This is a genomic window from Mycobacterium sp. NGS22 (assembly GCF_059813095.1).
In genome coordinates, this window is sequence record NZ_JCALDY010000001.1 from 188,459 (window position 1) to 213,670 (window position 25,212).

A 25,212-nucleotide genomic window follows, 5' to 3' on the forward strand; every position below is an offset into this window, starting at 1 on the left:
GACGAATCACGTCTGCGCAGCGACAAGCACGGCATGATGGCTTTATGGCCCTGCGGCAACGCCCTGACCTGGTGGCAACCAAGCGCCGATCGCTGTTGCCCGTGCTGCGGTGGGTCGCCGTTGCCGGCACCGTGGCTGGCGCGGTCTTGTACTCCAACTGGGTGCTCGAGGTCGTCTTCACCCACACGCTGCCCGACCCCGACCTCTACATCAGCGAACTGGCCGCCGCCGACCAACCTTTCGGGGAATGGTTCCGCGCCGGCGATCTGGCCGCCGCCGCCGTCCTGGTGCTCGCGGCGACCGCCGCCATGCTCGGCGTCCCGGCCACCCGTTGGAGCACCAGAGGATGGTGGGCCCTGGTGGTCTTCGCCCTTGCGACCGTCTTGGACAGCACCGTGTGGGTGCTGGTGTGCGCTCCCAGCTCGAACGCCAGCTGCAAAGCCCGTGAGGCGACGGGCACGGTCCCGATCGGCCATCAACTGCACTGGCTGAGCAGCGGCGTGGTCCTGGCCGCGGCCTTAGCATCACTGTTGGCTTTCGCGGTGGCCGATCGCCGCGAAAACGCGCCGACATCGGTGCGTCGCCTCGGACTGTTCATGCTGGCCGCCCTCAGCGGAACCGCGATACTGACCGGCGTCGCCATCGTGATCGACAGCGCCGACGTCGTGGGCGCGGTAGGGATCGCCCAGCGCGCAGAACTGGTCGCCTTCGCAGGCTGGCTGATCTACGTTGCGCTACGCACCGCCCGCGTCCGCATCGGAAACGGCCCATGACCGGCCGCTTCGAGATCGAGGTCGCCGGTCACCGGGTGCAGGTCCTCGTCGACGGCAGCAGCGGTCCGGTCGTGGTGTTGTGCAGTGGCCTCGGGGGTCGCGCATTGCATTGGCGGGACACCGTCGCCGAACTCGCCGAAGACCACACTGTCGTGCGATTCGACCGGCCCGGCATCCCGGTAGCACCGGGGGCCGAAGGGCGTTACACGATCCGAGCCGAAGCCGACCGGATCGCGGGTGTACTCGACGGGGTGTGCAAGTCCGAGCCAGTTGTGGTGGTGGGGCACTCGGTCGGCGGCTTCTACGCCGAAGCGTTCGCCCGCCTGTATCCAAACCGCACCCGCGCGCTGCTCCTGCTCGACTCCAGCATCGCCGCCGATCGCCCGTGGCGCCCGGCGCTGCCGCTGCGGCCCAAGCTGCTCGCCGCGCGTGCCACCGCCACGGTGCTGCGCAGACTGCACCTGCAGGAACCACTGACCCGCACCGCACTGATGCTCCTGCAACGTCGACGGCCCGGCGGACTGGATGCCGAGATGATGCGCGAGATACGCGAGGCCGCACGGCAACCCGAAGTTGCGGTCGCGTTGCTCGCCGAGCATGCCACCTACCACGAGCTGGCGGTCGAACTGTGCGCGCTGCGGCCTCGCTACCCGTTGCCGCCGGTGCCGCGCATGGTCGTCACGGCCCATACGGGTTGGCGCACCCGCTGGTGGCGCGACAAGCAGATCCGTTTGGCCAAAACCCTTGGAGCAGAACATGTCACGGTTTCTCCCGCGGGACACCATGTGATGGTCGAGCGACCGCGTCGCACCGCCGATCTCATCCGCCTGATCGCAGGCGCGAGCGCGCCGTCAACGTCTTCCAGCGGGGGGATCCGGTCACGCTGACCGGCGAAGTGGATTTCCTGGACAGCTCCGTGTCCTGCGGTCTGCACGACCACCGGGATTCGTAACCGGCCTCCCGCAAACCCTCCTCCAAGGATTTCTCAAGAACTCCCCAAGGGCTGCCCTGGACTGTTGTCTGCAACACCCCGCTTCGGCGGAGGAGACATACGCCAGGGAGGGACACCATGTCGAACCGCAACCGCCGCCACCTGCGGCCCGTCCGCGACATCACCGAGCCGCAATTGCGGTTCCGCACCATCCACGGTCACCGCCGCGCATACCGCATCGCCGGCTCCGGCCCGGTGATCGTGCTGCTGCACGGCGTCGGCGACAACTCCACCACCTGGAGCCCGGTGCACGCCAAGCTTGCGCAACGATTCACCGTCATCGCGCCCGATCTGTTGGGCCACGGCGAGTCGGACAAGCCGCACGCCGACTACTCGCTGGCGGCCTTCGCCAACGGTCTGCGTGACCTGCTCACCGTGCTCGACATCGACCGCGTCACCCTCGTCGGGCATTCCCTGGGTGGCGGCATCGCCGCACAGTTCACCTACCAGTACCCGGAGTTCGTCGAGCGCGTCATCCTGGTCAGCGCCGGCGGTGTCACCAAGGACGTCAGCATCGCCCTGCGTTTTGCCGCCATGCCCTTGGGCGCCGAAGCGCTGTCCATGCTGCAGGTGCCCGGTGCGCTGCCCGCCCTGGAACTCGTTGGCCGCACCATCGAAAACGTCGTGGGCTCAACGCGATTCACCCGGGACGTGTCCAGCCTGCCCCGGTTGGCCCGCGGGCTGGCCAAGCCCGGCGCCGTGGCCGCGTTCGCCCGGACGCTGCGCGCAGTCGTCGACACCCGCGGCCAGTTCGTCACGATGCTGGACCGCACCTACCTCATGCAGGACCTTCCGGTACAGATCATCTGGGGCGAAGACGACATGATCATCCCGGTGAGCCACGCTCGGCTGGCCCACCAGCAGATCCCCGGTTCGCGTCTCGAGATCTTCGAGGAGTCCGGCCACATGCCACATGACGATCACCCGGACCGTTTCGTGGCGACCGTCGAGCAGTTCATCGACTCGACCGAACCGTTTGCCTACGACCAAGAGCTGATGCAGAAAGCGTTGCAGACCGGTGTCCGTCAGTACGCCGACTTCGAGGCTGCCGAGGACCTGGCCTAGGTGTTAGGCCAGACCGAACGCAAGAAGCCTCCAAGGATTCGTAGAGGATCCGCCAAGCCCGATCACCGAAGCTGACCTTGTCCGACATTGAGACGAAAGGCAACGATCATGCGGCTGTTCTGCTTTCACCACGCCGGCGGCGGCGCGTTGGTTTTCAATGCCTGGGTCAAGGCGCTGCGGCCAGCCGTCGAGGTGGTCCCGGTCGAGATCCCCAACCGCGAGCGGTTCGCCACCATGCGCGAACTCGTCGATGAGGTGATCGCCAAACTCGGCCCACTGCTGGACGAACCGCACATGTTCTTCGGTCACAGCTTCGGCGCCATGCTGGCTTACCGGCTGGCCTGCGTGCGTGCCGCGGCCGGCGCTGAGCAACCGCGGGCGATCTTCCTGTCGGCCTACGCCCCGCCGAACCGCCAGCTGCCGCTGCACGTGGTGGACCAGCTGGACAACACGCAGCTCGCGGCGTTCCTGGCCGAGATGGGCCTGATGCCCGCCGGTCTGACGCGCTGGCCGACTCTGCACGAGCAGGCGCTGACGATCACCCGGCACGACTTGAAGCTGCTGGTGACGGTCGACCAGGAGACCGACGCACCCGAACTGTCCTGCCCGATCCACGTCTTCGGGGGCAGCGAGGACCCGATCGTCAAAGAAACCGACCTGCACGAATGGCGGTCCCGGACGAAGGCGGACTTCTCGGTGCGGATGTTGCGTGGCGACCACTTCTACCTGCGCAACCGCAAACCGCTGTTCGAGACGCTGCAGCCATTGATGTCGACGATCGCGGCCGCTTGAGTGGTTGTTGAGCGCATCGGTCAGACTGGGTCGATGCGTGCTTCCTATCCGCTGCTGGCGGCAGCAGTGGCTGCCGGCGTCGCGTTGGCGGCGCCTGCCGCGGCCGCGCCCGGTGACAATTCCGACCAACCGGCCCCGGCCGGTCCCGTCTCCGGCGGCTGGATCCCCGACGGCCAGCAGCTCAGCCCGTTCGATCTGTCCGACCCGGCCGTCAGCCGGCTCGACCCCGCCCTGCTCAATGCTCTCGAGCGGGCCACCCGCGCAGCCGCGGCCGACGGCATCACCGTCGGTCTCACCTCGGGATGGCGCTCACCGCAGTTCCAGCAGCAACTCTTCGACGACGCCGTCGTCACCTACGGCAGCGCCGCCGTCGCCAGCCAGTACGTCGCCTCGCCGAGTGTCTCCAAGCACGTGATCGGCAAGGCGGTCGACGTCGGTCCTGGCGCCGCCGACTCCTGGCTGATTGCCAACGGCCCGGCGTACGGGTTGTGTCAGATCTACGCCAACGAGATCTGGCACTTCGAGCTGGCGTCCGACTACGGCGGTGCGTGTCCGCCGTTGCGGCCCAACGCCGCCGGCTGACCTGCCTGTCAAAACCGCTGCGCCGCAAGTGATTTCAGCGGTTTGTTCGAGCACGGGCGCAACTCCTTCGCCCGTCCGAGCATTGGTGAACGGTACGTCTCGGTCACGCCAAGGATCCATCAAGAATCCGTCAAGGCGCAGTGCTGAGTATTTGGATAGCGCAACCAGCGTCCACCACCACCAGCAGCACAAACGGAGTACCAAATGTTCACTCGCCGCTTCACCGCATCCCTGGCCGGCACCACCTTGACCGCCGCCGCCTTCGGTCTGGCCGCCCTCGGCCTCGCCGGCACCGCCAGCGCCAACTCAGTCGACGACGCGTTCATCGCCCAGATCGAGGCCGACGGCATCCAAGCGCCGAGTGTCGCGCGCGCCATCAGCGAAGCACACACCGTCTGCAGCGAACTCAACGCCGGAAAGCCGAGCAAGCAGGTCATCGCCAACGTCGCGCAGCGCACCGGTCTGAGCAACAGCGGCGCCAACACCTTCGCCGTCGACGCCGCCAATGCCTACTGCCCGCAGTACGTCACCACCACCTGAGCACGACCAATCACAATGCGGGGATCTTCGGATCCCCGCATTGTCTTGTTGCGCTCAGGTTTTCGCCCGGAACGCCGCAACCGGCATCTCCACGCTGCCCCGGCACGGGCCGTTCAGGATGTCGGTGTGCCAGGTGCCGCGCAACGACCCGTCCGGTTGCGGTGTGTAGTAGGCCCACGACTTCGCGGGCGCCCAAATTTTGGAAACCCCTTCTCCCATATAGCAATCCCACTGGAAGTCGAATCGCTCGACCCATCTCGCTCCGTCCCAGGTGTAATGCGAGGGCACGGTGATCGTCGGATTGTTGGGGGTGGGCCCGTCGTTGGCGGTGGCCACACAGGTGGTGGCCGAGCACGCCGTCGAGAAGAGATAGTCGGCGCTGAAGGTCGGCTCGGCCTGACTTGCGGCGACGCTGGTGCCGTGTTTTTCGACCGCATATCGCACCAGGGAGTACTTTCCCGTCCACGACGGCGTCGCGGAATGCGCCGCAGGAGCACCGAGCATCGCGGCAACGGCGAGCATTGCCAATGCTGATCCCAGACGCACCGTGTCGATGCTGGCGCATGCACGACGCAACGAGGTATCGGCGCGTCATCGACCCCGCAACAGAAACAGTCCGTAGGCGGCGATCGACTGAGCGTCGGCGATGACGCCGTCGCGGATCATGCCCTCGACGTCGGGCCGCGGGAACCAGGCACTGCGCATGTCCTGTTCTTCGTGCTCGCGCTCGGCTTCTCCTTCGGATATCCCGGTGGCCAGAAACACCCAGCCGCGTTGACTGCTCATACCGGGCGCGACGTCGAGCTGACCCAGCACCTCGAAAGAGGCTGCGCGCAAACCGGTCTCCTCGCGCAGCTCCCGCTCTGCCAGGGCGGCTGGGTCGAGGTCAGCAAGCCCGGGAGCGGTTCCCTGCGGAAACTCCCAGCGCCGTGCACCGAGGGGGTACCGGAACTGCTCCACCAGCCGCAAACGCGTTCCGTCGTACGGTATTACGAGCGCATAGGTCGGCTTGTCCACCACGGCGTAGATGCCGGGGCTGCCGTCGGGGCGGCGGATCTCGTCTTCGCGTAACACCATCCACGAGTTGCGGTAGATCTCACGGGAAGCGACAGACTCGATGTAAGGCACTCGCCCAGTATCGCCGCGGTCCCTGAATCGGGACAAGCGACGGGCCGCAATCCCTTTACTCGACTCCGGTTGCGGCACATCGAGATTGGTCACCCGTCGGATGACGATCCGGTTGCCGGTCTTCCGGGGCAGGCACAACGGTCATATCATCTCGCCCAGAAGCACGTTCGGACGGCTCAGACTGGCACGGTGGCCGGTTGTCACGTTCAGCCGGCGAACGCTCCAGTTACCAGAGGGTGGGTGTCGATGCCGGACGACTTGCGGACTGGCCGGGACACGGCGCGACACATCATCGTCAGCGGTGACAATGCACTGGCCCTGACCATCATCGAAGAGCTCAACAAAGTCGGTGCGAACGTCGTCATGCTCGACGATCACGACTTGGGCAGCACCATGCTCGACGACGCCGAAGCGATCGTCTGCGCCGGCAGCGACGACGCACACAACCTCGAAATCGCTTTGCTGGCAAGGACGATCAACCCCGGCGTGCGGGTCGTGGCGCGACTTGCCAACGACGTGCTCCGCGAAGCGGTGGCGGCCGACAACGGACCGGGCGCCATTCTGGACGTCGCCGATCTCGCGGCGCCCTCGGTAGTCGAAGCCTGTCTGGGGCACACCGCGCATGCCTTCGAGGCGGCCGGCATGGAGTTCGTCGTCTCGGCGGCTGAGGCCCCACGCGACGCGACCCTGCGGGAGATCTACGGCGACCTGGCACCGGTGGCGGTGATCCACGGCAAGGCGTCACCCGACCCGGGCGAGGTGGTGGCATGCCCGGGACGGGATCAAGCCGTGCACGCCGGCGACTGTACGGCGATGATCGGCAGCGCCGACGAGCTGGCCGCCCGCGGCATCACGGTCCCGTATCCCCCGCCCCGGCGGACCCGACGGTCGCGATGGCGTCAGGTCGCCGATACCGCACGTGCCCTGCGCAACGACGTGAACCCGATGTTCTACCGCTCGCTATGGGCGTTAGTGGTGCTGTTGGTCGGATCGACGGTCCTGCTGCGCTACACCTACCGGCTTCCACCCGGAATGACGTGGGTCGACGCGCTGTACTTCAGCACCGAGACCGTCGCGACCGTGGGCTACGGTGATTTCAGCTTCATCAACCAACCCACCTGGCTGCGGCTGTTCAGCATCTTGCTGATGTTCGCCGGCGTGATCACCACCGCGGTGCTGGTCGCGTTCCTCGCCGAGCTGATGATCACCCGCCGCCTGCTCAGTTCGGCCGGCCCGCGCAAGGTCCGGTACCTGAGCAACCACGTCATCGTCGTCGGGCTCGGCTCGTTCGGCATCCGGGTGGCCAGCGACCTCACCACCGCCGGATACGACGTGGCGGTCATCGAACGCGACGAGAACAACCGCTTCCTGTCGACCGCGGCCGAACTCGACGTGCCGGTGATCTTCGGAGACGCCACCCTGCGCCAGACCTTGGAGTCCGCCAACATCGAGCAGGCCCGTGCGGTGGCGGTGCTGACGAAGGACGACATGGTCAACATCGAGATCGGTATCGTCTTGCGCGAGATGCTCAGCGTCCGTTCCGAATCGGGAGTCGAACGACCACATGTCCCGCTGGTGCTGCGGGTCTACGACCGCTCGCTGGGGTCTGCGGTGGCGCAGCGATTCGGCTTCGAAACCGTACGCTCGACCGTCGATCTGGCCGCGCCGTGGTTCATCGGCGCCGCCATGGGTTTGCATGTGCTCGGGACATTCTCGGTCGGGCAGCGTTCGTTCATGGTCGGCGGGATGCACGTGTCGGCGGGCAGCGAACTCGACGGCGTCCCGATGCACGAACTGTCCACCCAGACCCGCGTCATCGCGATCACCGAGCCCGACGGCCAGGTGAAACTGCATCCGCGCCGCGACGCCCGGTTGCAGGGCGGGGACACCGTCTATCTCGTCGGGCCGTACCGGGAGCTGCTGACGGCGCTACGGAAAGGGCAGGCCATGGAGTCCGACATGCTGTCGGAGGCGGGATAGTTCAGAAGGCCGCTGCGACGTCGGCCGCCCGTCGCAGTTGCTCGATGTTCGAGCTGGTGGGGATCAGATGCACCTCGTCGGTGCCGATGTCCGCGAACCTGCGTAGTACCGCGACCAGCTCGTCTTCAGTGCCGGCCCAGCCGGTCGTCGGCGCCATGGCGTCGACGAACTCCGCAGGTATCCAGTTCATGTAACGGCGCAAATGACGATGCACCTGCGCGCGGGCCTCCTCCGGGTCGCCGAAGGCGAACCAGAACGAGGTCGCCAGATGCGGTTTGGGTTTACCGGCCTCGGCCCAGGCGTCGCGGGCCACGTCGAAAAGCTCGTCCTGTCTGGCGACGTCGAGGTCCAGGGTGGTCCCGGCGAGCCCGTCGGCCCAGGTTGCGGCGCTGCGGACGGTCTTGGGTCCGATGGTGCCGACCATCAGGCGCGGACCGCCCTGCTGCACCGGCAACGGCCCCACCGGGCGCACCGAGTCGGTGGTCTTCTCACCAGCCCACACGCGCTTCATGACCGCCACCCTCTCGGCCATCCCCCGCATGGTCTGCGTCTTGACGTCGGCGCCGACGGCGTTGTAGTCCTCGTGGCGTCCGCCCACCCCGATGCCTACCGTCAAGCGACCGCCGCTGAGCACGTCACCGGTCGCCAGCGCTTTGGCCAACATCACCGGGTCGTGCAGCTGCGGCACGATCACCGTCGTCACCAGCCGCACCCGCTCGGTCCAGGCCGACACCGCGCCGAGCAGGGTCAGGCTGTCGGGGTTGTCGAAGGCGATCCGCTCGCCCCAGCACAACGAGGAGAACGGGCCCTCGTCGATGCTTGTTGCCCAATCTTTGAGCACGGTCGCATCGAGGTCGGGCTCCATCACCGGCATGGTCATACCTACTTGCACACGATGATTCTGGCAGCATGGGGCGGATGGCCTTAAGCAGCACGTCGATTGCGCATGTCCGGCTGACCGTCACCGACATCGAGCGGTCCCGGCAGTTCTACGAGAGCGTGTTCGGCTGGCCGGTACTCATCGAAATACCGGAGAACGCCGACGAAGCCACCCGCGCGCGACTCGGCTTCCTGTTCGGTGGCGTCATCTACGACCTGGGCGGCGGGTTGCTGGGGTTGCGACCGGTGGGCACCGATGAGTTCCACGAAGATCGCACCGGTCTGGATCACATCGCGTTCCGGTTGGGCAGCAAAGACGAATTGGATTCTGCGGCAGCGCATCTGGACGAGCTGGGGATCGCACACGAGCCGATCAAGGACATCGGTCCGTCCTACATCCTGGAGTTCCGGGACCCGGACAACATTGCGCTGGAGCTGACCGCGCCGAAGTAGGGTGGGGTCAGGGCATGCTGGCGTACAGCGGTGCCCGCTCGCGCGGGAGGAAAGATGCCAATCAGTTTCAACCACACCATCGTCGCGGCCCGGGACAAGCGCAAGTCCGCCGAGTTCCTGACCGAGTTGTTCGACCTGCCCAGCCCGACGCCGTACGGTCCGTTCCTGGTCGTCACGCTCGAACACGGCGCCTCCCTGGACTACGCCGATGTTGCCGACAGCGACGAGATCCGGCCGCAGCATTATGCGTTCCTGGTCTCCGAAGAGGAATTCGACACGATCTACGGCAAGATCACCTCGCGCGGGCTCCCGCACTGGGCCGATCCTGGCGCAGGTCGGCCCGGTCAGATCAACACCCGCGACGGCGGTCGCGGAGTCTATTTCAAGGACCCGGACGGGCACGCGCTGGAGATCCTCACCCGGCCCTACGGCTCCGGCTAGTCCCGCGTCGCACCGTGCCGGTGGCTCTCCTGGTCCCGGTAATCGTCGGCCATCTTTGCCACATGATCGGGCAGGGTTGCCGTGGCGACGTCGGCGATCGTCGTCTCTTCGAGCACCGAGCGCATGCTGGCGCGCAGCGCCCGCCACACGTCGGTCAGCGCGACCGTCGGCCCGGAGTAGGGCAGGTCACCGAGCCCGATGTCGCGGACGCTGGCCAGCGGGCCGTCGATGCAGCGCAAGACGTCGGCGATGCTGATCTCGGTGCCGGGTCGGGCCAACTCGTAGCCGCCGTCGCGACCCCGTTGGCTTCGGACCAGACGATCGGTGCGCAGGTTGGTCAGGATGTCGACCAGGAACTGCGACGGGATGCCTTGGGCCTGGGCCAGATCTTCGGTCTTGACCAGGGTGCCGACCGGGACCGTGGCGAGCTGCACCATCGCCCGCACGGCGTACTCCGCTTTGGCCGACATCCGCATGGTTTACCGATTGTGCCACTCGCCGTGTCCCGGGGTGACTAGGCGCCCAACTCGAGCATGTCGATCACGCTCTGCGCCTGTTCCTCGATGCTGCGATCGGCGCTCAGCCGCAGATCGGGGTTCTTCGGCCGTTGATACGGACTGTCGATGCCGGTGAAATGGGTGATCTCGCCGGCGCGGGCCTTCTTGTACAACCCCTTGGGGTCACGTCGCTCACACTCCTGCAGGGGGGTGTCGCAGAACACCTCGAAGAACTGAAATCCCGCGTCGGCGTGGACCTTCCGTGCCATCTCACGGTGTTCGGCCAGCGGGCTGATGGCCGGCACCAGCACGATCTGGCCGGAGTCGGCCAGCAGCGTGGCCACGTGCGCCAGCCGACGCAGGTTCTCCGCTCGATCGAACATGGAGAAACCCAGATCGGCGTTCAGGCCGTGGCGCAGGTTGTCGCCATCGAGAACGTATGCGGGAACACCCTTTTCGAGCAGCCGCTGCTCGACCAACATTGCCACCGACGACTTACCGGCTCCTGAGAGTCCGGTGAGCCACACCGTCCGGCCCTGGATCGCCCGATCCGCGGCGGTGACCAGTGACTTGTGCCGCACCGTGTTCGGGCTGGCCTGCTGCGCCGCGACGTCACGCAGCACCATGCCGGCAGCGACCGTCCCGTTGGTGTCGGGATCGATCAGGATGAACGAACCAGTGCTGGCGTTGCGGGAGTATTCGTCCAGCAGCAGCGGAACCTGGGTACGCACCGTGATACGGCCAAGTTCGTTGAGCTTCAACGCTATTGCCGTCTTGTCGCGGTGCAAGGTGTTGACGTCGAGCCGATAGTCCAGCGCGGTCACGCGGGCGCGGGTGGTGCGGGTGGTGTGCTTGATGACGTAGTCGCGGCCCGGTTCGAGCGCCGACGTGTCTGCCATCCAGCACACGGTGGCGTCGAACTGTTGGGCGACCCTGGGTTGGTTGTTGGTGCGGGCGATCATGTCCCCGCGGGAGATGTCGATGTCGTCGGCCAGGCTCACCGACACCGCCATCGGCGGAAAGGCTTCTGCGACAGGCCCGTTGGGGCCGTCGATAGCAGTGATCCGGGTGGTCTTGCCGATCGGCAGGACGACGACCTCGTCGCCGGGACGCATCACCCCACTGGCCACAGTGCCCGCATAACTGCGGTGGTCCTGGTGCTCGTGGGTGTGCGGGCGGATGACGTACTGGACCGGGAAGCGAACGTCCACCAGGTTGCGGTCGCCGGCGATGAACACCTCTTCCAGGTGCGAGAGCAGCGCCGGCCCCTCATACCACGGTGTCTTGTCCGACTTCGTCACCACATTGTCGCCGTGCAGGGCCGACATCGGGATGGTCGCGACGTCCTGCACGTCCAGGCGTGCGGCGAAGGCGTGGAACTCGTCGCGAATGGCCTCGAACTTCTCTTGGTCCCAGTCGATCAGGTCCATTTTGTTGACCGCGAGCACGATGTGCTGGATGCCCAGCAGCGACGCCAGGAAGGCGTGGCGCCGGGACTGTTCCAACAGACCGTGGCGCGCGTCGACCAGCACGATCACCAGCTGCGCGGTGGACGCACCGGTCACCATGTTGCGGGTGTACTGAATGTGGCCCGGCGTGTCGGCGATGATGAATTTCCGCTTGGGAGTGGCGAAATAGCGGTAGGCCACATCGATGGTGATGCCCTGCTCGCGCTCGGCCCGCAGGCCGTCGGTGACCAGCGCCAGGTCGGTGTAGTCGTGGCCGCGGTCCTTCGAGGTCTGCTCGACGGCCGCCCACTGGTCCTCCATGACAGCCTTGGAGTCATACAGCAGACGCCCGATCAGGGTGGACTTGCCGTCGTCGACTGAACCGGCGGTCGCCAGCCGTAGGAGGGTGGTCATCAGAAGTACCCCTGCCGTTTCCGGTCTTCCATACCGGCTTCGGAGATCCGGTCGTCGGCGCGGGTTGCGCCCCGCTCGGTGAGTCGGGACACCGCAGTCTCGGCGATGACTTCCGAGACCGTGCGGGCCTCGGACAGCACGCAGCCGGTGCAGGTGACGTCGCCGACGGTGCGAAACCGCACCCATGCCTCGAACACTCGCTCGTCGGCTCGCGGCTGCAGGTGCCGGTGCACCGCCAGCAGCATGCCGTCGCGCTCAAAAACCTTGCGGCGGTGGGCAAAATAGATCGACGGCAGCTTGACCCGCTCGGCGCCGATGTAGGACCAGATGTCGAACTCGGTCCAGTTGGACAGCGGGAACACCCGGATGTGCTCGCCCTTGTGATGCCGTCCGTTGTAGAGGTTCCACAGTTCGGGCCGCTGATCCTTGGGGTCCCACTGGCCGAACTCGTCGCGGAAGCTGAACACCCGCTCCTTGGCGCGTGCCTTCTCCTCGTCGCGGCGGGCGCCCCCGAACGCGGCGTCGAACTTGTTCTCGCCGATGGCCCGCAGCAGCGTCACGGTCTGCAGCGGATTGCGCGACGGGATGGTCTCGACGACGCGCCCGGCGTCGATGTCCTCCTGCACCGAGGCCACCACCAGGCGCACGCCGGACTCCTGCACCAACTCGTCGCGGGTGGTGAGGACCTCGTCGAAGTTGTGTCCGGTGTCGACGTGCATCACCGGGAACGGCAACCGCCCGGGACGAAACGCCTTGAGCGCCAAGTGCAGCATCACGATCGAGTCCTTGCCGCCGGAGAACAGCAGCACCGGCCGCTCGAACTCGGCGGCGACCTCGCGAATGATGTGGATCGCCTCGGCCTCCAGCGAGCGCAGATGGCTCAGCTCGTACTGGCCGGCAGCAGGACCGGCAGACAGGTCAGTCGTCATCGGCTTTCATTTCTGGCAAAGTTGGTTGGATTGACCATATTTATGGTCATTACATAGAACCAGGCTCGGCCGGTGGGTGTCAATGGCGCGTTTCTGGCGCGTTTCTTGGGGCGAGCAGACGCAAAAGCCCCTCGTTTCGGGACGAAACGGGGGCTTTTGCGTCTGCTCGCGCTAGAGGGTGACCTCTTCGAGCTTGCCGGTCGCGACGTCGAAGATGAACCCGCGCAGCGACGTGTGCTTGGTGACGAACGGGCTGTTCTCGATGCGGCGCAACGACTGCCGGACATCCTCGGCCAGATCCGAGAACGCCTCGGCCGCCCACGGCGGCTTGACACCGCTCTCCTCCTGGATGCTGCGCTTGAAGTCGTCGTCGGTGAAGGTGAGCATGCCGCAGTCGGTGTGGTGGATCAGGATGATCTCCTCGGTGCCGAGCAACCGTTGACTGATGGCCAGCGAGCGGATCGCGTCGTCGGTGACCACGCCGCCGGCGTTGCGGATGACGTGCGACTCGCCCTCGTTGATGCCCAACACGCGATACACGTCGATGCGCGCATCCATGCAAGCCAGCACCGCGACGTGTTTGCTCGGCGGCAGCGGCAAGGGACCGTTGAAGTCGCTCGCGTAGTTGGCGTTGTTGGCCAGATAGTCGTCGGTAACCGTCACGCAAGTCTCCTCGGGTTTGCTGCGTCGATCGCTGCCGCGCTGGATCTTAACAATCGGACCGCCGGATTACACCGGTGTGGATCAGCTGGATCGGAATGTCCGAGCGTGCTCGACGGGCTGGATCGTTACCCTGTCCCAATGCGGCAACAGGGTCGGGCATGACGCGATTTCTCTTGCGTCGGTTGCTCAAGTACATAGTGCTGTTGGCGCTGTCTTCCTTCCTGACCTACAGCGTGGCCTCACTTGCGTTTTCACCGTTGGACAGCCTGCTGCAGCGCAATCCCCGCCCGCCGCAGGCGATCATCGACGCCAAAGCGCACGATCTGGGCTTGGACCAGCCTTTTCCGATTCGCTATGCGAACTGGGTTTCCCACGCTGTGCAGGGTGATTTCGGCAAAACCGTCACCGGCCAACCCGTGGGCACCGAACTGTGGCGCCGCGTCGGAGTCACCCTGCGGTTGGTGGTCATCGGTTCGGTGATCGGCACGCTGCTGGGCGTAGCGCTGGGCGCCTGGGGCGCCATCCGCCAGTACCGACTCAGCGACCGGGTCGTGACCATATGGGCATTCGTCACGCTGAGCACGACGTCGTTCGTCCTCGCCACGCTGTTGATCATCGCCGCGCTGCGAGTCAACTGGGCGCTGAGCATCCAACTCTTCGACTACACCGGGGAGACGTCGCCGGGGGTGGACGACGGGAGCTGGGCGGCCGTAGCCGACCGGTTGAAGCATCTGGTGTTGCCCACGCTCACCCTGGTGCTGCTCAGTGCGTCTGGCTATAGCCGCTACCAACGCAACGCCATGCTCGATGTACTCGGCCAGGATTTCATCCGTACCGCGCGCGCCAAAGGGCTGACCCGAGGTCGCGCGCTGGTCAAGCATGGCCTGCGCACCGCACTGATACCCATGGCCACGCTGTTTGCCTACAGCGTTGCCGGCCTGGTCACGGGCGCCGTCTTCGTCGAGAAGATTTACGGCTGGCACGGCATGGGCGAATGGTTCATCCGCGCCGTTTCTACTCAGGACACCAACATCGCGGTGACCATATCGCTATTCACCGCCATCGCAACATTGCTGGCAGGCCTGCTGTCTGACATCTTCTACGCTGCGCTCGACCCGAGGGTACGAGTGTCATGACCGTCATCAACCAGGCGACACCGACGCAGTTCACCTCACGTCGCACTCTGGTACTGCGGCGGTTTCTGCGTAACCGCTCCGGGGTGGTGGCGCTGGTAATCCTGGTCATGCTGTTCGTCGGCTGCTATGCATTGCCCCCGGTGCTCCCCTACTCGTATCAGGATCTCGACTTTGATGCGTTGCTACAGCCGCCGAATACGCGGCACTGGTTGGGCACCAATGCGATAGGCCAGGATCTGCTTGCCCAGATTCTGCGCGGTATGCAGAAGTCGATGCTGATCGGTGTCTGCGTCGCGGTGATCTCGACCGGTATCGCCGCGACCGTCGGGGCCATCTCGGGATATTTCGGGGGATGGCGCGACGCGGCGCTGATGTTTGTGGTGGACCTGATGCTGGTGGTGCCGTCTTTCTATCTGATTGCCATCATCTCGCCGCGAACCAGGAGCTCCGCGAACATCATCACGCTGGTGGTGCTGCTGGCCGGCTTCGGCTGGATGGTCAGCTCTCGCATGGTGCGCGGGCTGACCATGAGCCTGCGAGAACGCGAATTCATCCGAGCGGCAAGATATATGGGAGTCTCCAGCCGCCGTATCATCGTCGGCCACGTGCTACCCAACGTGGCTTCGATTCTGATCATCGACGCCACCCTCAACGTCGGAACCGCCATCCTCGCTGAGACGGGATTGAGTTTCCTCGGGTTCGGCGTCCAGCCACCGGACGTGTCGCTTGGCACCCTGATCGCAGACAGTACCCAGTCCGCGACCACATTTCCCTGGGTCTTCCTGTTTCCGGCTGGGGTGCTGGTGCTGATTGTGTTGTGCGCCAACCTCAGCGGCGACGCGTTGCGGGACGCGTTCGATCCGGGCGCCAGAACTCTGCGGCGTGGTGGCGCATGAGGCCGCTGCTCGAGATTTCCGGTTTGTCCGTCACCTTCCCTACCGACACGAAACCGGTCAGCGCGGTACGCGGCATCAGCTACCACGTCAACTCCGGTGAAGTAGTCGCCATGGTGGGAGAGTCGGGCTCCGGTAAGTCCGCGGCGGCGATGGCGGTGGCGGGCCTACTGCCTGAGTACGCCGAGGTAGGAGGCTCAGTGCGGTTGCAGGGCACCGAACTGCTCGGGCTCGACGACACCGCGATGTCGAAGTACCGCGGCAAATCCATCGGCACGGTGTTCCAGGACCCGATGTCCGCGCTGACCCCGGTCTACACCGTCGGCGATCAGATCGCCGAGGCGATCCGGGTTCATCAACCCGACGTCGGCAAGAAGGCCGCGCGGGTGCGGGCGGTGGAGCTCCTCGAGCTGGTGGGCATCACCCAGCCGGAGCAACGGGCCCGGGCTTTCCCGCACGAGTTGTCCGGCGGCGAACGCCAACGCGTGGTGATCGCCATCGCGATCGCCAACGATCCCGACCTGTTGATCTGCGACGAACCCACCACCGCCCTCGATGTCACCGTGCAGGCACAGATCCTCGAGGTGCTCAAGAAGGCCCGCGACGTCACCGGGGCCGGAGTGCTGATCATCACCCACGACCTCGGCGTAGTGGCCGAATTCGCCGACCGGGCGCTGGTGATGTACGCCGGGCGGGTCGTCGAGTCAGCATCGGTGGGTGATCTCTACCGAGACCGTCAAATGCCTTACACCATTGGACTTTTGGGGTCTGTCCCGCGCCTGGATGCCGCCCAAGGTACCCGACTGGTCCCCATACCCGGTGCGCCCCCTTCGTTGTCGGGCCTGGATCCGGGATGTCCATTCGCACCGCGCTGCCCGCTGGCCATCGACGAATGCCGCGCCGCGGAGCCGGAATTGATCGAGGTCGGCCCCGGTCACCGGGCCGCGTGCATTCGCACCGATCAAGTGATCGGACGCAGTGCCGCCGAGATCTACGGCGTCGACACCGGACGCGGCGACGTGGTACCCGACGACGCGAGCGTCGTGGTGCGCGTGCGCAATCTGGTCAAGACCTATCCGTTGACCAAGGGTGTGTTGCTGCGGCGCAAGGTGGGCGAGGTCCGGGCAGTGGACGGGGTGAGCTTCGAGTTGCCGCAAGGCCGCACGTTGGGCATTGTCGGCGAATCCGGGTCGGGCAAGTCCACCACGTTGTATCAGGTCCTGGAACTCGTTGCGCCGCAATCTGGTTCGATCGAGGTGCTGGGTGCCGACGTCGCGACTCTGACCACAGGCAGTCGACGGGCGCTGCGACGGGACATCCAGTTGGTGTTCCAGGACCCGGCGGCGTCGCTGGACCCCCGTCTGCCCGTGTCCGATCTGATCGCCGAACCGTTGCTGGCCAACGGGTTTACCGAAAGCGACACCACGGCCCGCGTCGCGGAGTTGCTCGACATCGTGGGACTGCGCCGCGCCGACGCCGACCGTTACCCCGCCGAGTTCTCTGGCGGGCAACGGCAACGTATCGGCGTCGCACGGGCGCTGGCCCTGCAGCCCAAGATCCTTGCTCTGGACGAACCGGTCTCCGCCCTCGATGTCTCCATTCAGGCCGGCATCATCAATCTGTTGCTGGACCTACAAGACGAGTTCGGCTTGTCGTATTTGTTTGTCTCTCATGATCTTTCCGTGGTCAAGCACCTGGCCCACCAGGTGTTGGTGATGTTTCGCGGTGCGGTGGTCGAGCAGGGTGACAGTCAGCAGGTGTTCGGCAATCCACAACACGAGTACACGCGTCGGCTGCTGAGTGCCGTACCTCAGCCGGAGCCAGATCATGCGTAGGGCAGTGGTGCACCGCCTGTGCAGCGCAGCGCTCATCAGCGCTTTGTTGCTTTCTGGTTGTTCCGCGCCGACCCAGACCACACCTCCGGTTGCCGGAAACGCCGGGCTGGGCACGAACAGCGACATCAACCCGCGCAACCCTGCGACACTGCGCGATGGGGGCAATTTGCGGCTTTCCCTCAGCGACTTGCCGCCCAACTTCAACATCTTGCACATCGACGGCAACAGCGCCGAAACCGCAAACATGCTCAAGGCCACCCTGCCTAGCGCGTTCATCATCAGGCCGGACGGGTCCAGAACGGTCAACACCGACTACTTCACCAGCGTCGAGCTCACCGGGACCAATCCGCAGGTGGTCACCTATACCATCAACCCCAAGGCGGTCTGGTCCGACGGCAGTCCGATCACCTGGCAGGACATCGCCAGTCAGATTCACGCCGTAAGCGGTGCCGACAAAGCCTTTCAGATCGCGTCGACCGGGGGCGCCGAGCGGGTGGCCTCGGTGACCCGCGGTGTCGACGACCGGCAGGCCGTCATGACCTTCGCCAAGCCCTACGCCGAATGGGAGGGCATGTTCGCCGGCAACGGAATGCTGTTGCCCGCCAGCGTGACCGGTACTCCTGAAGCGTTCAACACTGGCTGGCTCGACAGACCCGGTTTATCCGCCGGCCCGTTCATGTTGACCGGGCTGGACCGGGCCAAGCAGCGAATCACGTTGACGCGCAACCCTAGATGGTGGGGTCGTCAACCGCGCCTAGATTCGATCACCTACTTGGTGCTCGACGACATGGCCCGATTGCCGGCGCTGCAGAACAACACGATCGACGCCACCGGAACAGGCTCGCTCGACCAACTCGTCATCGCCGAGCACACCAGAGGCGTCTCGATCCGGCGGGCCCCCGCACCGAGCTGGACGCACTTCACCATGAACGGCGCCAAGGGTTCGATCCTGTCCGATCCGGCACTGCGCCTGGCCATCTGCAGGGGGATCGACCGCAAGACTATCGCCAAAGTCGCATTAAACGGCTTGACGGCTGATCCGGTACCACTGAACAACCACATCTTCGTCGCCGGGCAAGAGGGCTACCAGGACAACAGCTTTCCCTACAATCCAGAACAGGCTCGGCGAGAGCTGGACGCGCTGGGATGGAAGCTGAACGGGAAGTTTCGAGAGAAGGACGGGCGTCAACTCACCGTCCGATTGCTGTTCTACGAGACGCCCAACGCCAAGGTGTTCACGCAGACCGCCCAGCACAGCCTGGCCGAGATCGGCGTCAAGCTCGAGCTTCAATCCCGGTCGGGAAGTAATTTTTTCAGCAACTACGTCAACGTCGGCGCGTTCGACATCGCACTGTTCGGCTGGCAAGGCGACGCGTTCCCGCTGTCCGGGTTGACCCAGATTTATGCCTCCTACGGGGAAAGCAATTTCGGCAAGATCGGCAGCCCGCAGATCGACGACGTCATCGAACAAACACTCGGCGAACTCGATCCGGTCAAGGCCCGGGCCTTGGCCAACGAGGTCGATCGCCTCGTCTGGGCAGAGGGGTTCAGCCTGCCGCTGATCCAGTCCGTCGGCACCATCGCCGTCCGCAGCGATCTGGCCAACTTCGGCGCACGGGGGCTGGCCGATCTCGATTACACCGCAATAGGTTTCATGCGCTGATCCGCAGGACCGCAACGAGGAAATCGGAGTCCTCGTCGAACGGCCGCAGATCCCACGTGGACAGCAGCAGATCGGGCGCCAACCCGGCGGCTGTTGCGTGGTCGAGGAAGTCGGCGAACTCATAGCCTCGGCCGGCGCCGAAGCCGACCGCTAATCGGCCGTCGCTGGCCAAGTGGGCATGCAGTCGGCGCAGCACCTGGATGCGGGTGCTGGGGGCGAGGAAGGTCATGACGTTGCCGGCCGAGACGATCACGTCGAACGGCGCGCTGATGCCGCGGGCGGGGAGGTCGAGCTCGGCGAGATCGCCGACGAGCCAGCGGGGCCCCGGGTGGTCCTGTTCGGCTGCTTCGATGAGCACCGGGTCGGCATCGACACCCACGACCTGGTGGCCCACTGCCGCCAGATACCCGCCCAACCGGCCGGGACCGCATCCGGCATCGAGAATGTGGGCGCCCCGGGGCGCGATCGCATCGACTAAGCGCGCCTCACCGTGCAGATCCTCGCCGGCGCGCGCCATCGTCCGGAAACGCTCGACGTACCAGTGTGAATGCCCCGGATCGGCCGCAACCTTCTGCATCCAGAGGCTTTGTTCGACCATGCGCACATTGTCTCAAGGGCTCTGGTCACCCGCGGATCAGGTCCGCGGCCTTTTCTCCGATCAGCACCGACGGCGCGTGCGTGTGTCCGCGGATCGTACTGGGCATCACCGACGCGTCGGCGACGCGCAGCCCGTCGACCCCGCGGACCCGCAGCTGCGGATCGACGACGCTGGCCTCGTCGCTGCCCATCCGGCAGGTGCCCATCGGGTGGTACAGGGTATGCGAACACTGGTTGAGCGCCGTCTCGAACGTCTCTTCGTTGAGCTCGGTGCAGTTGCGTGGTCGCACGACGGATCCGAGCACATCGCGCAATGACGGGGCTTGCGCGATCTCGGCGCAGATCCGCAGGCCCGTCATCATCGCAGCACGGTCCACGCCGCCGGGATCGGACAGATACCGGGGGTCGATGATCGGTTTGTCGTGCGGGTCGGCCGATCGCAACGTGATCTGTCCGCGGCTTTCCGGGGCGACCAGGATGGGCCCGAACACCACGCCGTGCCCCGCCGCGGGCTGCAGCGCCTCGTCATAGAAGGGCGCCGGCGCGAAGATCAACTCCAGGTCCGGCAGGTCGAGGTCGGGCCGGCTGCGCACGAATCCGTAGGCTTCGCCGACGTTGGAGGTGAGCATGCCGCGCCGCCGCAGCAGGTAGCTGATCAGCTGCCTGGGCTTTTCGGCGGCGAACAGGCTGCCGTCGTCGACGTCGAAGCCCACCGGCGTCACCAGGTGGTCGAGCAGGTTCTGCCCCACTTCCGGCGCGTGATGGAGGGTTTCGATGCCGTGCTCGGCGAGGTGGTCCCGGTCGCCGATGCCGGAGAGCATCAGTAGCTGGGGGCTGTTGACGGCGCCACCGCAGAGCACCACCTCTTTGCGGGCGTGCACCACCGACGTGTGGCCGCCGCGCTGATATTCCACCCCGACTGCCCGGTTGCCCTCGAAGAGGATCCGCGTCGCGGTGGCCTCGGTGAGCAGGGTGAGGTTCTTGCGGCTCAGCGCCGGGGTCAGGTAGGCGTCTGCCGTGCTGTACCGGGCACCGCGGTGCTGCGTGACAACTGTCTCGCAAAAACCCTCGGGGGCAATGGAATTGGGCTGCACAGCCGGGTAGCCGCATTCCCGGGTGGCGGCCAGCCAGGTCGCGGTCAACGGCCGGGGGCTGCGCTGACGGGAGATGTGCAGCGGGCCGGTGACTCCGCTGTCGTCGCCGCTGACGAAGTGCCACGCCGCGCTGACGTTCTCGATGCGGCGGTAATACTCGAGGATCTCTGTCGCCGACCACTGCGGGTCAGCCAGCCTGCCCCACTCGTCGTAGTCGGCGCCGAAACCACGCACCCACATCATGGCGTTCATCGACGAGCAACCGCCGAGCACTTTGCCTCGCGGCCAATAGATCTGGCGTCCGTCGAGTTCGGGCTGCGGCTCGGTGAGGTAATCCCAGTCGACCTCGGTGCGGAACAGCTTGGAGAATGCAGCCGGGATTCCGATGAACCTGTTGGTGTTGCCGGGGCCGGCTTCCAGCGCCGCCACTTCGGTGCCCGGATCGGCACTGAGTCGGTCGATCAGGACAGCGCCGGCTGAGCCGGTACCGATCACTACGTAGTCGCGCGAAATGTCCCGCGAAATGTCCATTGTGCATCCCCGTTTTGGGCTGAGTTTAGGCTTCGGGCGGGCTCGGCACTACACATTGAGATCGATGCGATTCGCGCCGGTGACGCCGTCGTACCTGGTGGGACTGCACGTCAACACGATCACCTGCGCGTGCGCCCCAACGGTGTCGAATACCTGGCTCATCTTCGCCAACCGGTCCGGGTCGGTGAACCCGAGCGCGTCGTCGATCACCACGGGAACGCAGTCCTCCTTGGCGACCAGAGCCGCACCCGCCAAGCGCGCCAGAATGCCGAGCTGTTCCTTGGCTCCGCCCGAGAGCGACTCGTAGGGCACGGTGACGCCGTCCAGGGTGCGGCTCAGGATGCACAGGTCGCTGTCCACCTCGACTTCGAAGGTGGGTCCGAAAACCGGGCGTCCCAGCCGCTGCAGTTCGTTGCGATAGGGCTCGACGTAACGCAGGCGGGTGGTGTCACGGTGTCTGGACATCACCGACCGCAGCAGCTGCGCGGCCCTTGCCCGCTCGCCGATTCGGGCATGCTCGCTGGTCGCGTGCTCGAGTTCGGTCTCGGCGGCGTCGAGCTTGCCTTTCCGTCCCTCGCTGCGCAGCACCGCGAGTTCGATGCCGATCTTCTCCAGCGCGGCGACCGCGTCCTCGTGACGCTTGCGCAGGGTGCGCGATGCATCCGTCGCCTCGGCCAGTTCGGCGGCAATCGCGTCGGGCGCCGCGGCGGCGAGTGCCTGATCGAGTTCGGTCACACGCAGCTCGGCGGCTTGCGCCGCCCGACGCTCGCTGTCGGCCACCGAGGCGAGCACCTCGTCGCTGACCCCGGCCCGGTCTCCGGCGAGCCGGGCGGTCACCGCGTCGAGTTCGGTGCGTTGTGTCGCCGTGTTCTTCTGCAAATTCGTTGTGTGAGCGGTTATTTCGGCGCATTGACGGGCGGCGCTGGCAGCGGCCTGCCGCCGGGCGTCGCAATCAGCCTGGGCTGTCGCCCGGGCCGCATCGGCTTCGTCGCGTTCGGTCCTGGCGGTCACGGTGTCGATGGCGAACAGATCGGACTGCGTGGGTTGCCCGGCTTGCAGCTGCGCCAGCCGGGCACGAAGCGTCTCGGCTTGCTCGTCGCCGCACAGTCCGGTCAGCGTTGCGGTCAGCCGGTCGCGGCTACCGTGTAGTTCGCGACGGCGTTGGTCGAGCGCACGGGCCGCAGGCACATCAGCGGCACCGACCGCTTGCAACGCATCAGCCAGATTCCGTTGCGCGGCATCATATTCCGCCTGAATATCGAGCGCGGTGGCACCCGGAATGACCCGCGCCGTCAGCACGCCGGGGACCTCTATGTCGGTGGACTGGGTGGCGGTGATCGACCAGCTCTGACCCGAGGTCAGCGAAACCCGTTCGGCGCCGACGGTCAGCTCGATGTCGGATTGGGCAGTGAACTCCACGACCGCGGAGATCAACTCCAGCTGGCAGCCGGCGCGATCCACGGCGGCGGCCGCGGTGTCGATTCGTTGCAGGAGTTCGTCGGTGAGCACGATCGCGGACAATTCCTGGTCGATGCTCTCGAGTTGACCGTAGGCGTCGTCGATCCGGGCGAGTCGCCCGCGCAGCCGCTCGGCCTCTTCGCGTTCGGCGATGCGGTCGAGGTGACTTTGTGCGGCTTTGGCGCGATCTTGCGCTGCCGTGAGGGTCTGAGCCGCGGCGTCGGCGGCGGCTTCCAGCTCAGCTGCTGCGGCGGACGCCGTCGCCATCGCGGCCGCGGCTTGTTGCGCTTCAGCACTTACGGCAGCGACAGCTGCTGTGCGGCTTTCGATTTCGGCGACCAACGCCAGCCGGCCCGCGTGCGCGGCCAACGATGTGGCACTGGTTGCGACGGCGGCGGCCGCGACCAGTTTGGCTTCCTTGACCTGGTCGGCCAGTGCGGTAACGCGATCCGCGGCGGCTTGCGCGCCGGCAAGGCGGGGCGCGGCGGCCTCGCACTGCCGCGACAATTCCGCCACTTGCCCGGTCAGCTCGGCGTGGCACCGCACCCGTTCGTCGACCTCGGCCATGGCCGACACACACTCAGCCACAACGACTTTTGCTTCGTCCAATCGCTTGACCGCGGCAGCCCACTGCCCGGTGGCGCGCCCGGTGGCGGTGAAATAGCGCGCACACTCGTCATCGATGCGCTCGACGAGCAGCGGCTCGGTGCCCGAAAGCGCCGCGCTGTCACCGGCAGCGATGTCGAGCGCCCTCGACAGCGCATCGCAGCCGGACAGCTCGACTGCCGCCGTCGAGGTCGCCTGCAACACCCGCTGGGCACGCCACAATTCGGTGTCCACCGTCTCGGCCAGCATCGCCCGAACCCGGTCGTGCGCGTCGTCACCGGTCAGTTGCTCGCGCCGCGGCGCCAGCACCGTCAACTCCGTCTCCGGTTTCTTGTGGAACCGCTTGCGGTAGACGAAACGATAAGGGCCGCTGCTGATCTCGGCCGTGACTTCGGAGCCGACGTCGGCGTTGGTCGGCTTGACCTGCTTGACGTCTTTCTTCGTCGAGCGGTCCTTGGATTCCAGCAGGAGGTCCAGCGCTTCGATCATCGACGACTTGCCGATTTCGTTGGCGCCGTGGACGACCACCACGCCGTGGTCGGGAAACCCGATCTCGCGGTGCGCGACGCCGCGGTAGTTGTTCATGACCAACCGGTGCAGTTTCATGCGGCACCCCGGTCGGCGAGGCGCAGCAGCAGCGCCAAGGCGGCCTGGGCATCCAGCGCCGTGTCCGAATCGCCTGCCCGAGCCGTTGCGATCAGCTCGTCGACCGCGGCGGCCGCGAAGCCGCCGATGCCCAGGTCGGCGAACTCGCCGTCCGCGGGCACGACCGCGAGGTCGGTGTGACTCTCCCAGGGATGCAGCCAGGCAAATAGCCGGGAGTACCGGTCCAGGCTGGCATCGAGTTTCGCGCGGTCGGTGACCGTCAATGAGCCGGTGAGCGCCACTCGCACCACAGTGCGTTCCTTGTCGGTCATCAGGTCCAGGTTCAGGTCGAGGTCCGCGATGTCGCGGCTGTTGTCGACCTGGCGGTGCAGCGTGATGAACCGCCACCGGCCGACGCGACGGGCCTGGACACTTACCGGACGCCGCGGGTCGGTTTCGCCGATGTCGACGACGAGCACATGACCGGGGTCGGGCTCGACGTCGTCGTAGTTGGTGACCTCCGGCGAACCCGAGTACCAGACGCGGCCGCTGCGGCCGACCTCGGTGCGTGAATGCTTGTCGCCAAGGGCGACATAGTGAATCGTGCTGTCGGACAACGCCTTTTCGACGCCTGCCAGGCGGATCAGCGACGGCTTGTCGCGGTCCGGGTCGAGAATGTCGACACCGCCGTGCGCGACCAGCACGCGGGTGGCGTCGCCGGCGGGCAGACCGTCGAGCACCTCAGCGACGAGGTCGGTGGTAGGCACTTTGGAGCTCCACGGGGCCGCGACGATCTCCAGTCCCGGCCGGACTTGGTGAATGCCAGCCCGGTCGAGCACCTTGACGTTGTCCGGGCATTCGGCGGTGAACAGCGGACCGGTGTAGACCGACGATGCGTCCAGCGGGTCGTGGTTGCCGGGCAGCAGATAGACCGGAATCTTGATGGCGCGCATGGCTTCCAAGGACTGGCCGATCACCTGCGGTGCCAGTTGGTTGTGTTCGAAGACGTCGCCGGCTACGACGACGAACTCCGCACCCACTTCGACGGCCAGCGCGCCGAGCCCCGCCACCGCATCACGGCGAGCCGCCGAATAACGAGGCTGGGCATCGCCGGCCAGGAAGTGTCGCGTCATGCCCAATTGCCAGTCGGCAGTGTGCAGGAACCGCATGTCGGGGACCCCCTTCCGGAACCGTGATTTCCAAGGCACCGCGAGTGTAGGTCGGAGCTCCGACAAGTCC

General features: G+C 66.0%; 23 protein-coding genes and 1 pseudogene. 13 read left to right on the top strand and 11 right to left on the bottom strand.

Going from position 1 to position 25,212, the window contains the following annotated elements; all coding sequences use genetic code 11:
• The first annotated feature begins 44 nt into the window (after nt 1–44).
• The 6 genes from AC5Y47_RS00875 to AC5Y47_RS00900 all read left to right on the top strand — a co-directional run bounded on the left by AC5Y47_RS00875 (nt 45) and on the right by AC5Y47_RS00900 (nt 4,743).
• A complete protein-coding gene (locus AC5Y47_RS00875; protein WP_499941100.1) occupies nt 45–773 on the top strand; it encodes a DUF998 domain-containing protein in 729 nt (242 codons plus the stop codon).
• Nucleotides 770–1,660, top strand: a complete 891-nt coding sequence (locus AC5Y47_RS00880; RefSeq protein ID WP_499941102.1) for an alpha/beta fold hydrolase — start codon at nt 770–772, stop codon at nt 1,658–1,660. The genes AC5Y47_RS00875 and AC5Y47_RS00880 overlap by 4 nt, the downstream gene beginning before the upstream one ends.
• A gap of 182 nt (nt 1,661–1,842) precedes the next feature.
• On the top strand, nt 1,843–2,829 hold the full coding sequence (locus AC5Y47_RS00885; RefSeq protein WP_499941104.1) for an alpha/beta fold hydrolase: 987 nt from the start codon (nt 1,843–1,845) through the stop codon (nt 2,827–2,829).
• Between the two features lie 108 nt (nt 2,830–2,937).
• A complete protein-coding gene (locus tag AC5Y47_RS00890; RefSeq protein WP_499941105.1) occupies nt 2,938–3,621 on the top strand; it encodes a thioesterase II family protein in 684 nt (227 codons plus the stop codon).
• A gap of 33 nt (nt 3,622–3,654) precedes the next feature.
• Nucleotides 3,655–4,203: a M15 family metallopeptidase gene (locus tag AC5Y47_RS00895; protein WP_499941107.1), complete on the top strand. Its 549-nt coding sequence runs from the start codon at nt 3,655–3,657 to the stop codon at nt 4,201–4,203.
• A 204-nt stretch (nt 4,204–4,407) separates the two neighbouring features.
• Nucleotides 4,408–4,743 carry a DUF732 domain-containing protein gene (locus AC5Y47_RS00900; protein WP_499941109.1) on the top strand — a complete coding sequence of 112 codons (336 nt, stop codon included), beginning with the start codon at nt 4,408–4,410 and terminating at the stop codon, nt 4,741–4,743.
• A gap of 54 nt (nt 4,744–4,797) precedes the next feature.
• Here the strand turns inward: AC5Y47_RS00900 and AC5Y47_RS00905 are convergent, their stop codons facing one another.
• Together AC5Y47_RS00905 and AC5Y47_RS00910 are read right to left on the bottom strand one after the other, a co-directional pair.
• Nucleotides 4,798–5,265: an Rv2253 family sensor-like surface protein gene (locus tag AC5Y47_RS00905; RefSeq protein WP_499941399.1), complete on the bottom strand. Its 468-nt coding sequence runs from the start codon at nt 5,263–5,265 to the stop codon at nt 4,798–4,800.
• Nucleotides 5,266–5,334: 69 nt separating this feature from the next.
• Nucleotides 5,335–5,871, bottom strand: a complete 537-nt coding sequence (locus AC5Y47_RS00910) for an NUDIX domain-containing protein (protein WP_499941111.1) — start codon at nt 5,869–5,871, stop codon at nt 5,335–5,337.
• A gap of 246 nt (nt 5,872–6,117) precedes the next feature.
• Here AC5Y47_RS00910 and AC5Y47_RS00915 point away from each other — a divergent pair, with 246 nt between their 5' ends.
• Nucleotides 6,118–7,851 carry an NAD-binding protein gene (locus tag AC5Y47_RS00915; RefSeq protein ID WP_499941113.1) on the top strand — a complete coding sequence of 578 codons (1,734 nt, stop codon included), beginning with the start codon at nt 6,118–6,120 and terminating at the stop codon, nt 7,849–7,851.
• Between the two features lies 1 nt (nt 7,852).
• Here AC5Y47_RS00915 and AC5Y47_RS00920 read toward each other — a convergent pair whose 3' ends face one another.
• On the bottom strand, nt 7,853–8,731 hold the full coding sequence (locus tag AC5Y47_RS00920; protein WP_499941401.1) for an LLM class flavin-dependent oxidoreductase: 879 nt from the start codon (nt 8,729–8,731) through the stop codon (nt 7,853–7,855).
• Between the two features lie 38 nt (nt 8,732–8,769).
• Between AC5Y47_RS00920 and AC5Y47_RS00925 the strand changes: the two genes are divergently transcribed.
• Nucleotides 8,770–9,183, top strand: coding sequence for a VOC family protein (locus tag AC5Y47_RS00925; RefSeq protein ID WP_499941115.1), 414 nt, complete (start codon nt 8,770–8,772; stop codon nt 9,181–9,183).
• 54 nt (nt 9,184–9,237) lie between these two features.
• Nucleotides 9,238–9,624 (top strand): VOC family protein, encoded by a 387-nt coding sequence (locus AC5Y47_RS00930; RefSeq protein WP_499941116.1) that lies wholly within the window; start codon nt 9,238–9,240, stop codon nt 9,622–9,624.
• On the opposite strand, the gene AC5Y47_RS00935 is transcribed toward AC5Y47_RS00930, so the two are convergent.
• The 4 genes and pseudogenes from AC5Y47_RS00935 to AC5Y47_RS00950 form a co-directional block, all read right to left on the bottom strand.
• Complete coding sequence (locus AC5Y47_RS00935) at nt 9,621–10,100, bottom strand: Rrf2 family transcriptional regulator (protein ID WP_499941117.1); 480 nt, start codon at nt 10,098–10,100, stop codon at nt 9,621–9,623. The genes AC5Y47_RS00930 and AC5Y47_RS00935 overlap by 4 nt on opposite strands.
• A 38-nt stretch (nt 10,101–10,138) precedes the next feature.
• Nucleotides 10,139–11,983 (bottom strand): adenylyl-sulfate kinase, encoded by a 1,845-nt coding sequence (gene cysC, locus AC5Y47_RS00940; RefSeq protein WP_499941119.1) that lies wholly within the window; start codon nt 11,981–11,983, stop codon nt 10,139–10,141.
• Nucleotides 11,983–12,962 (bottom strand): annotated as a pseudogene (gene cysD, locus AC5Y47_RS00945) (sulfate adenylyltransferase subunit CysD). The gene cysC and the pseudogene cysD overlap by 1 nt, the downstream one beginning before the upstream one ends.
• 121 nt (nt 12,963–13,083) lie before the next feature.
• A complete protein-coding gene (locus tag AC5Y47_RS00950; RefSeq protein WP_499941121.1) occupies nt 13,084–13,575 on the bottom strand; it encodes a beta-class carbonic anhydrase in 492 nt (163 codons plus the stop codon).
• A 158-nt stretch (nt 13,576–13,733) separates the two neighbouring features.
• On the opposite strand from AC5Y47_RS00950, the gene AC5Y47_RS00955 reads away from it, so the two are divergent.
• From AC5Y47_RS00955 to AC5Y47_RS00970, 4 genes are read left to right on the top strand one after another with little or no spacing between them, the layout of a single operon-like run.
• On the top strand, nt 13,734–14,711 hold the full coding sequence (locus AC5Y47_RS00955) for an ABC transporter permease (protein WP_499941402.1): 978 nt from the start codon (nt 13,734–13,736) through the stop codon (nt 14,709–14,711).
• Nucleotides 14,708–15,607, top strand: coding sequence for an ABC transporter permease (locus tag AC5Y47_RS00960; protein ID WP_499941123.1), 900 nt, complete (start codon nt 14,708–14,710; stop codon nt 15,605–15,607). The genes AC5Y47_RS00955 and AC5Y47_RS00960 overlap by 4 nt, the downstream gene beginning before the upstream one ends.
• The gene (locus tag AC5Y47_RS00965; RefSeq protein ID WP_499941125.1) at nt 15,604–17,439 is read left to right on the top strand and encodes an ABC transporter ATP-binding protein; all 1,836 of its coding nucleotides are present in this window, start codon (nt 15,604–15,606) and stop codon (nt 17,437–17,439) included. Before AC5Y47_RS00960 ends, AC5Y47_RS00965 begins: the two co-directional genes overlap by 4 nt.
• Nucleotides 17,432–19,102 (top strand): ABC transporter family substrate-binding protein, encoded by a 1,671-nt coding sequence (locus AC5Y47_RS00970; protein WP_499941126.1) that lies wholly within the window; start codon nt 17,432–17,434, stop codon nt 19,100–19,102. Before AC5Y47_RS00965 ends, AC5Y47_RS00970 begins: the two co-directional genes overlap by 8 nt.
• Here AC5Y47_RS00970 and AC5Y47_RS00975 read toward each other — a convergent pair.
• The 4 genes from AC5Y47_RS00975 to AC5Y47_RS00990 are packed head-to-tail and all read right to left on the bottom strand — an operon-like array spanning nt 19,092 to nt 25,142.
• A complete protein-coding gene (locus tag AC5Y47_RS00975) occupies nt 19,092–19,700 on the bottom strand; it encodes a class I SAM-dependent methyltransferase (RefSeq protein WP_499941127.1) in 609 nt (202 codons plus the stop codon). The genes AC5Y47_RS00970 and AC5Y47_RS00975 overlap by 11 nt on opposite strands.
• A 25-nt stretch (nt 19,701–19,725) precedes the next feature.
• Complete coding sequence (locus AC5Y47_RS00980; protein ID WP_499941129.1) at nt 19,726–21,324, bottom strand: GMC family oxidoreductase; 1,599 nt, start codon at nt 21,322–21,324, stop codon at nt 19,726–19,728.
• 48 nt (nt 21,325–21,372) lie between these two features.
• Nucleotides 21,373–23,994 carry an AAA family ATPase gene (locus tag AC5Y47_RS00985; protein ID WP_499941131.1) on the bottom strand — a complete coding sequence of 874 codons (2,622 nt, stop codon included), beginning with the start codon at nt 23,992–23,994 and terminating at the stop codon, nt 21,373–21,375.
• Complete coding sequence (locus AC5Y47_RS00990; protein WP_499941133.1) at nt 23,991–25,142, bottom strand: metallophosphoesterase family protein; 1,152 nt, start codon at nt 25,140–25,142, stop codon at nt 23,991–23,993. Before AC5Y47_RS00990 ends, AC5Y47_RS00985 begins: the two co-directional genes overlap by 4 nt.
• Nucleotides 25,143–25,212: the final 70 nt, after the last annotated feature.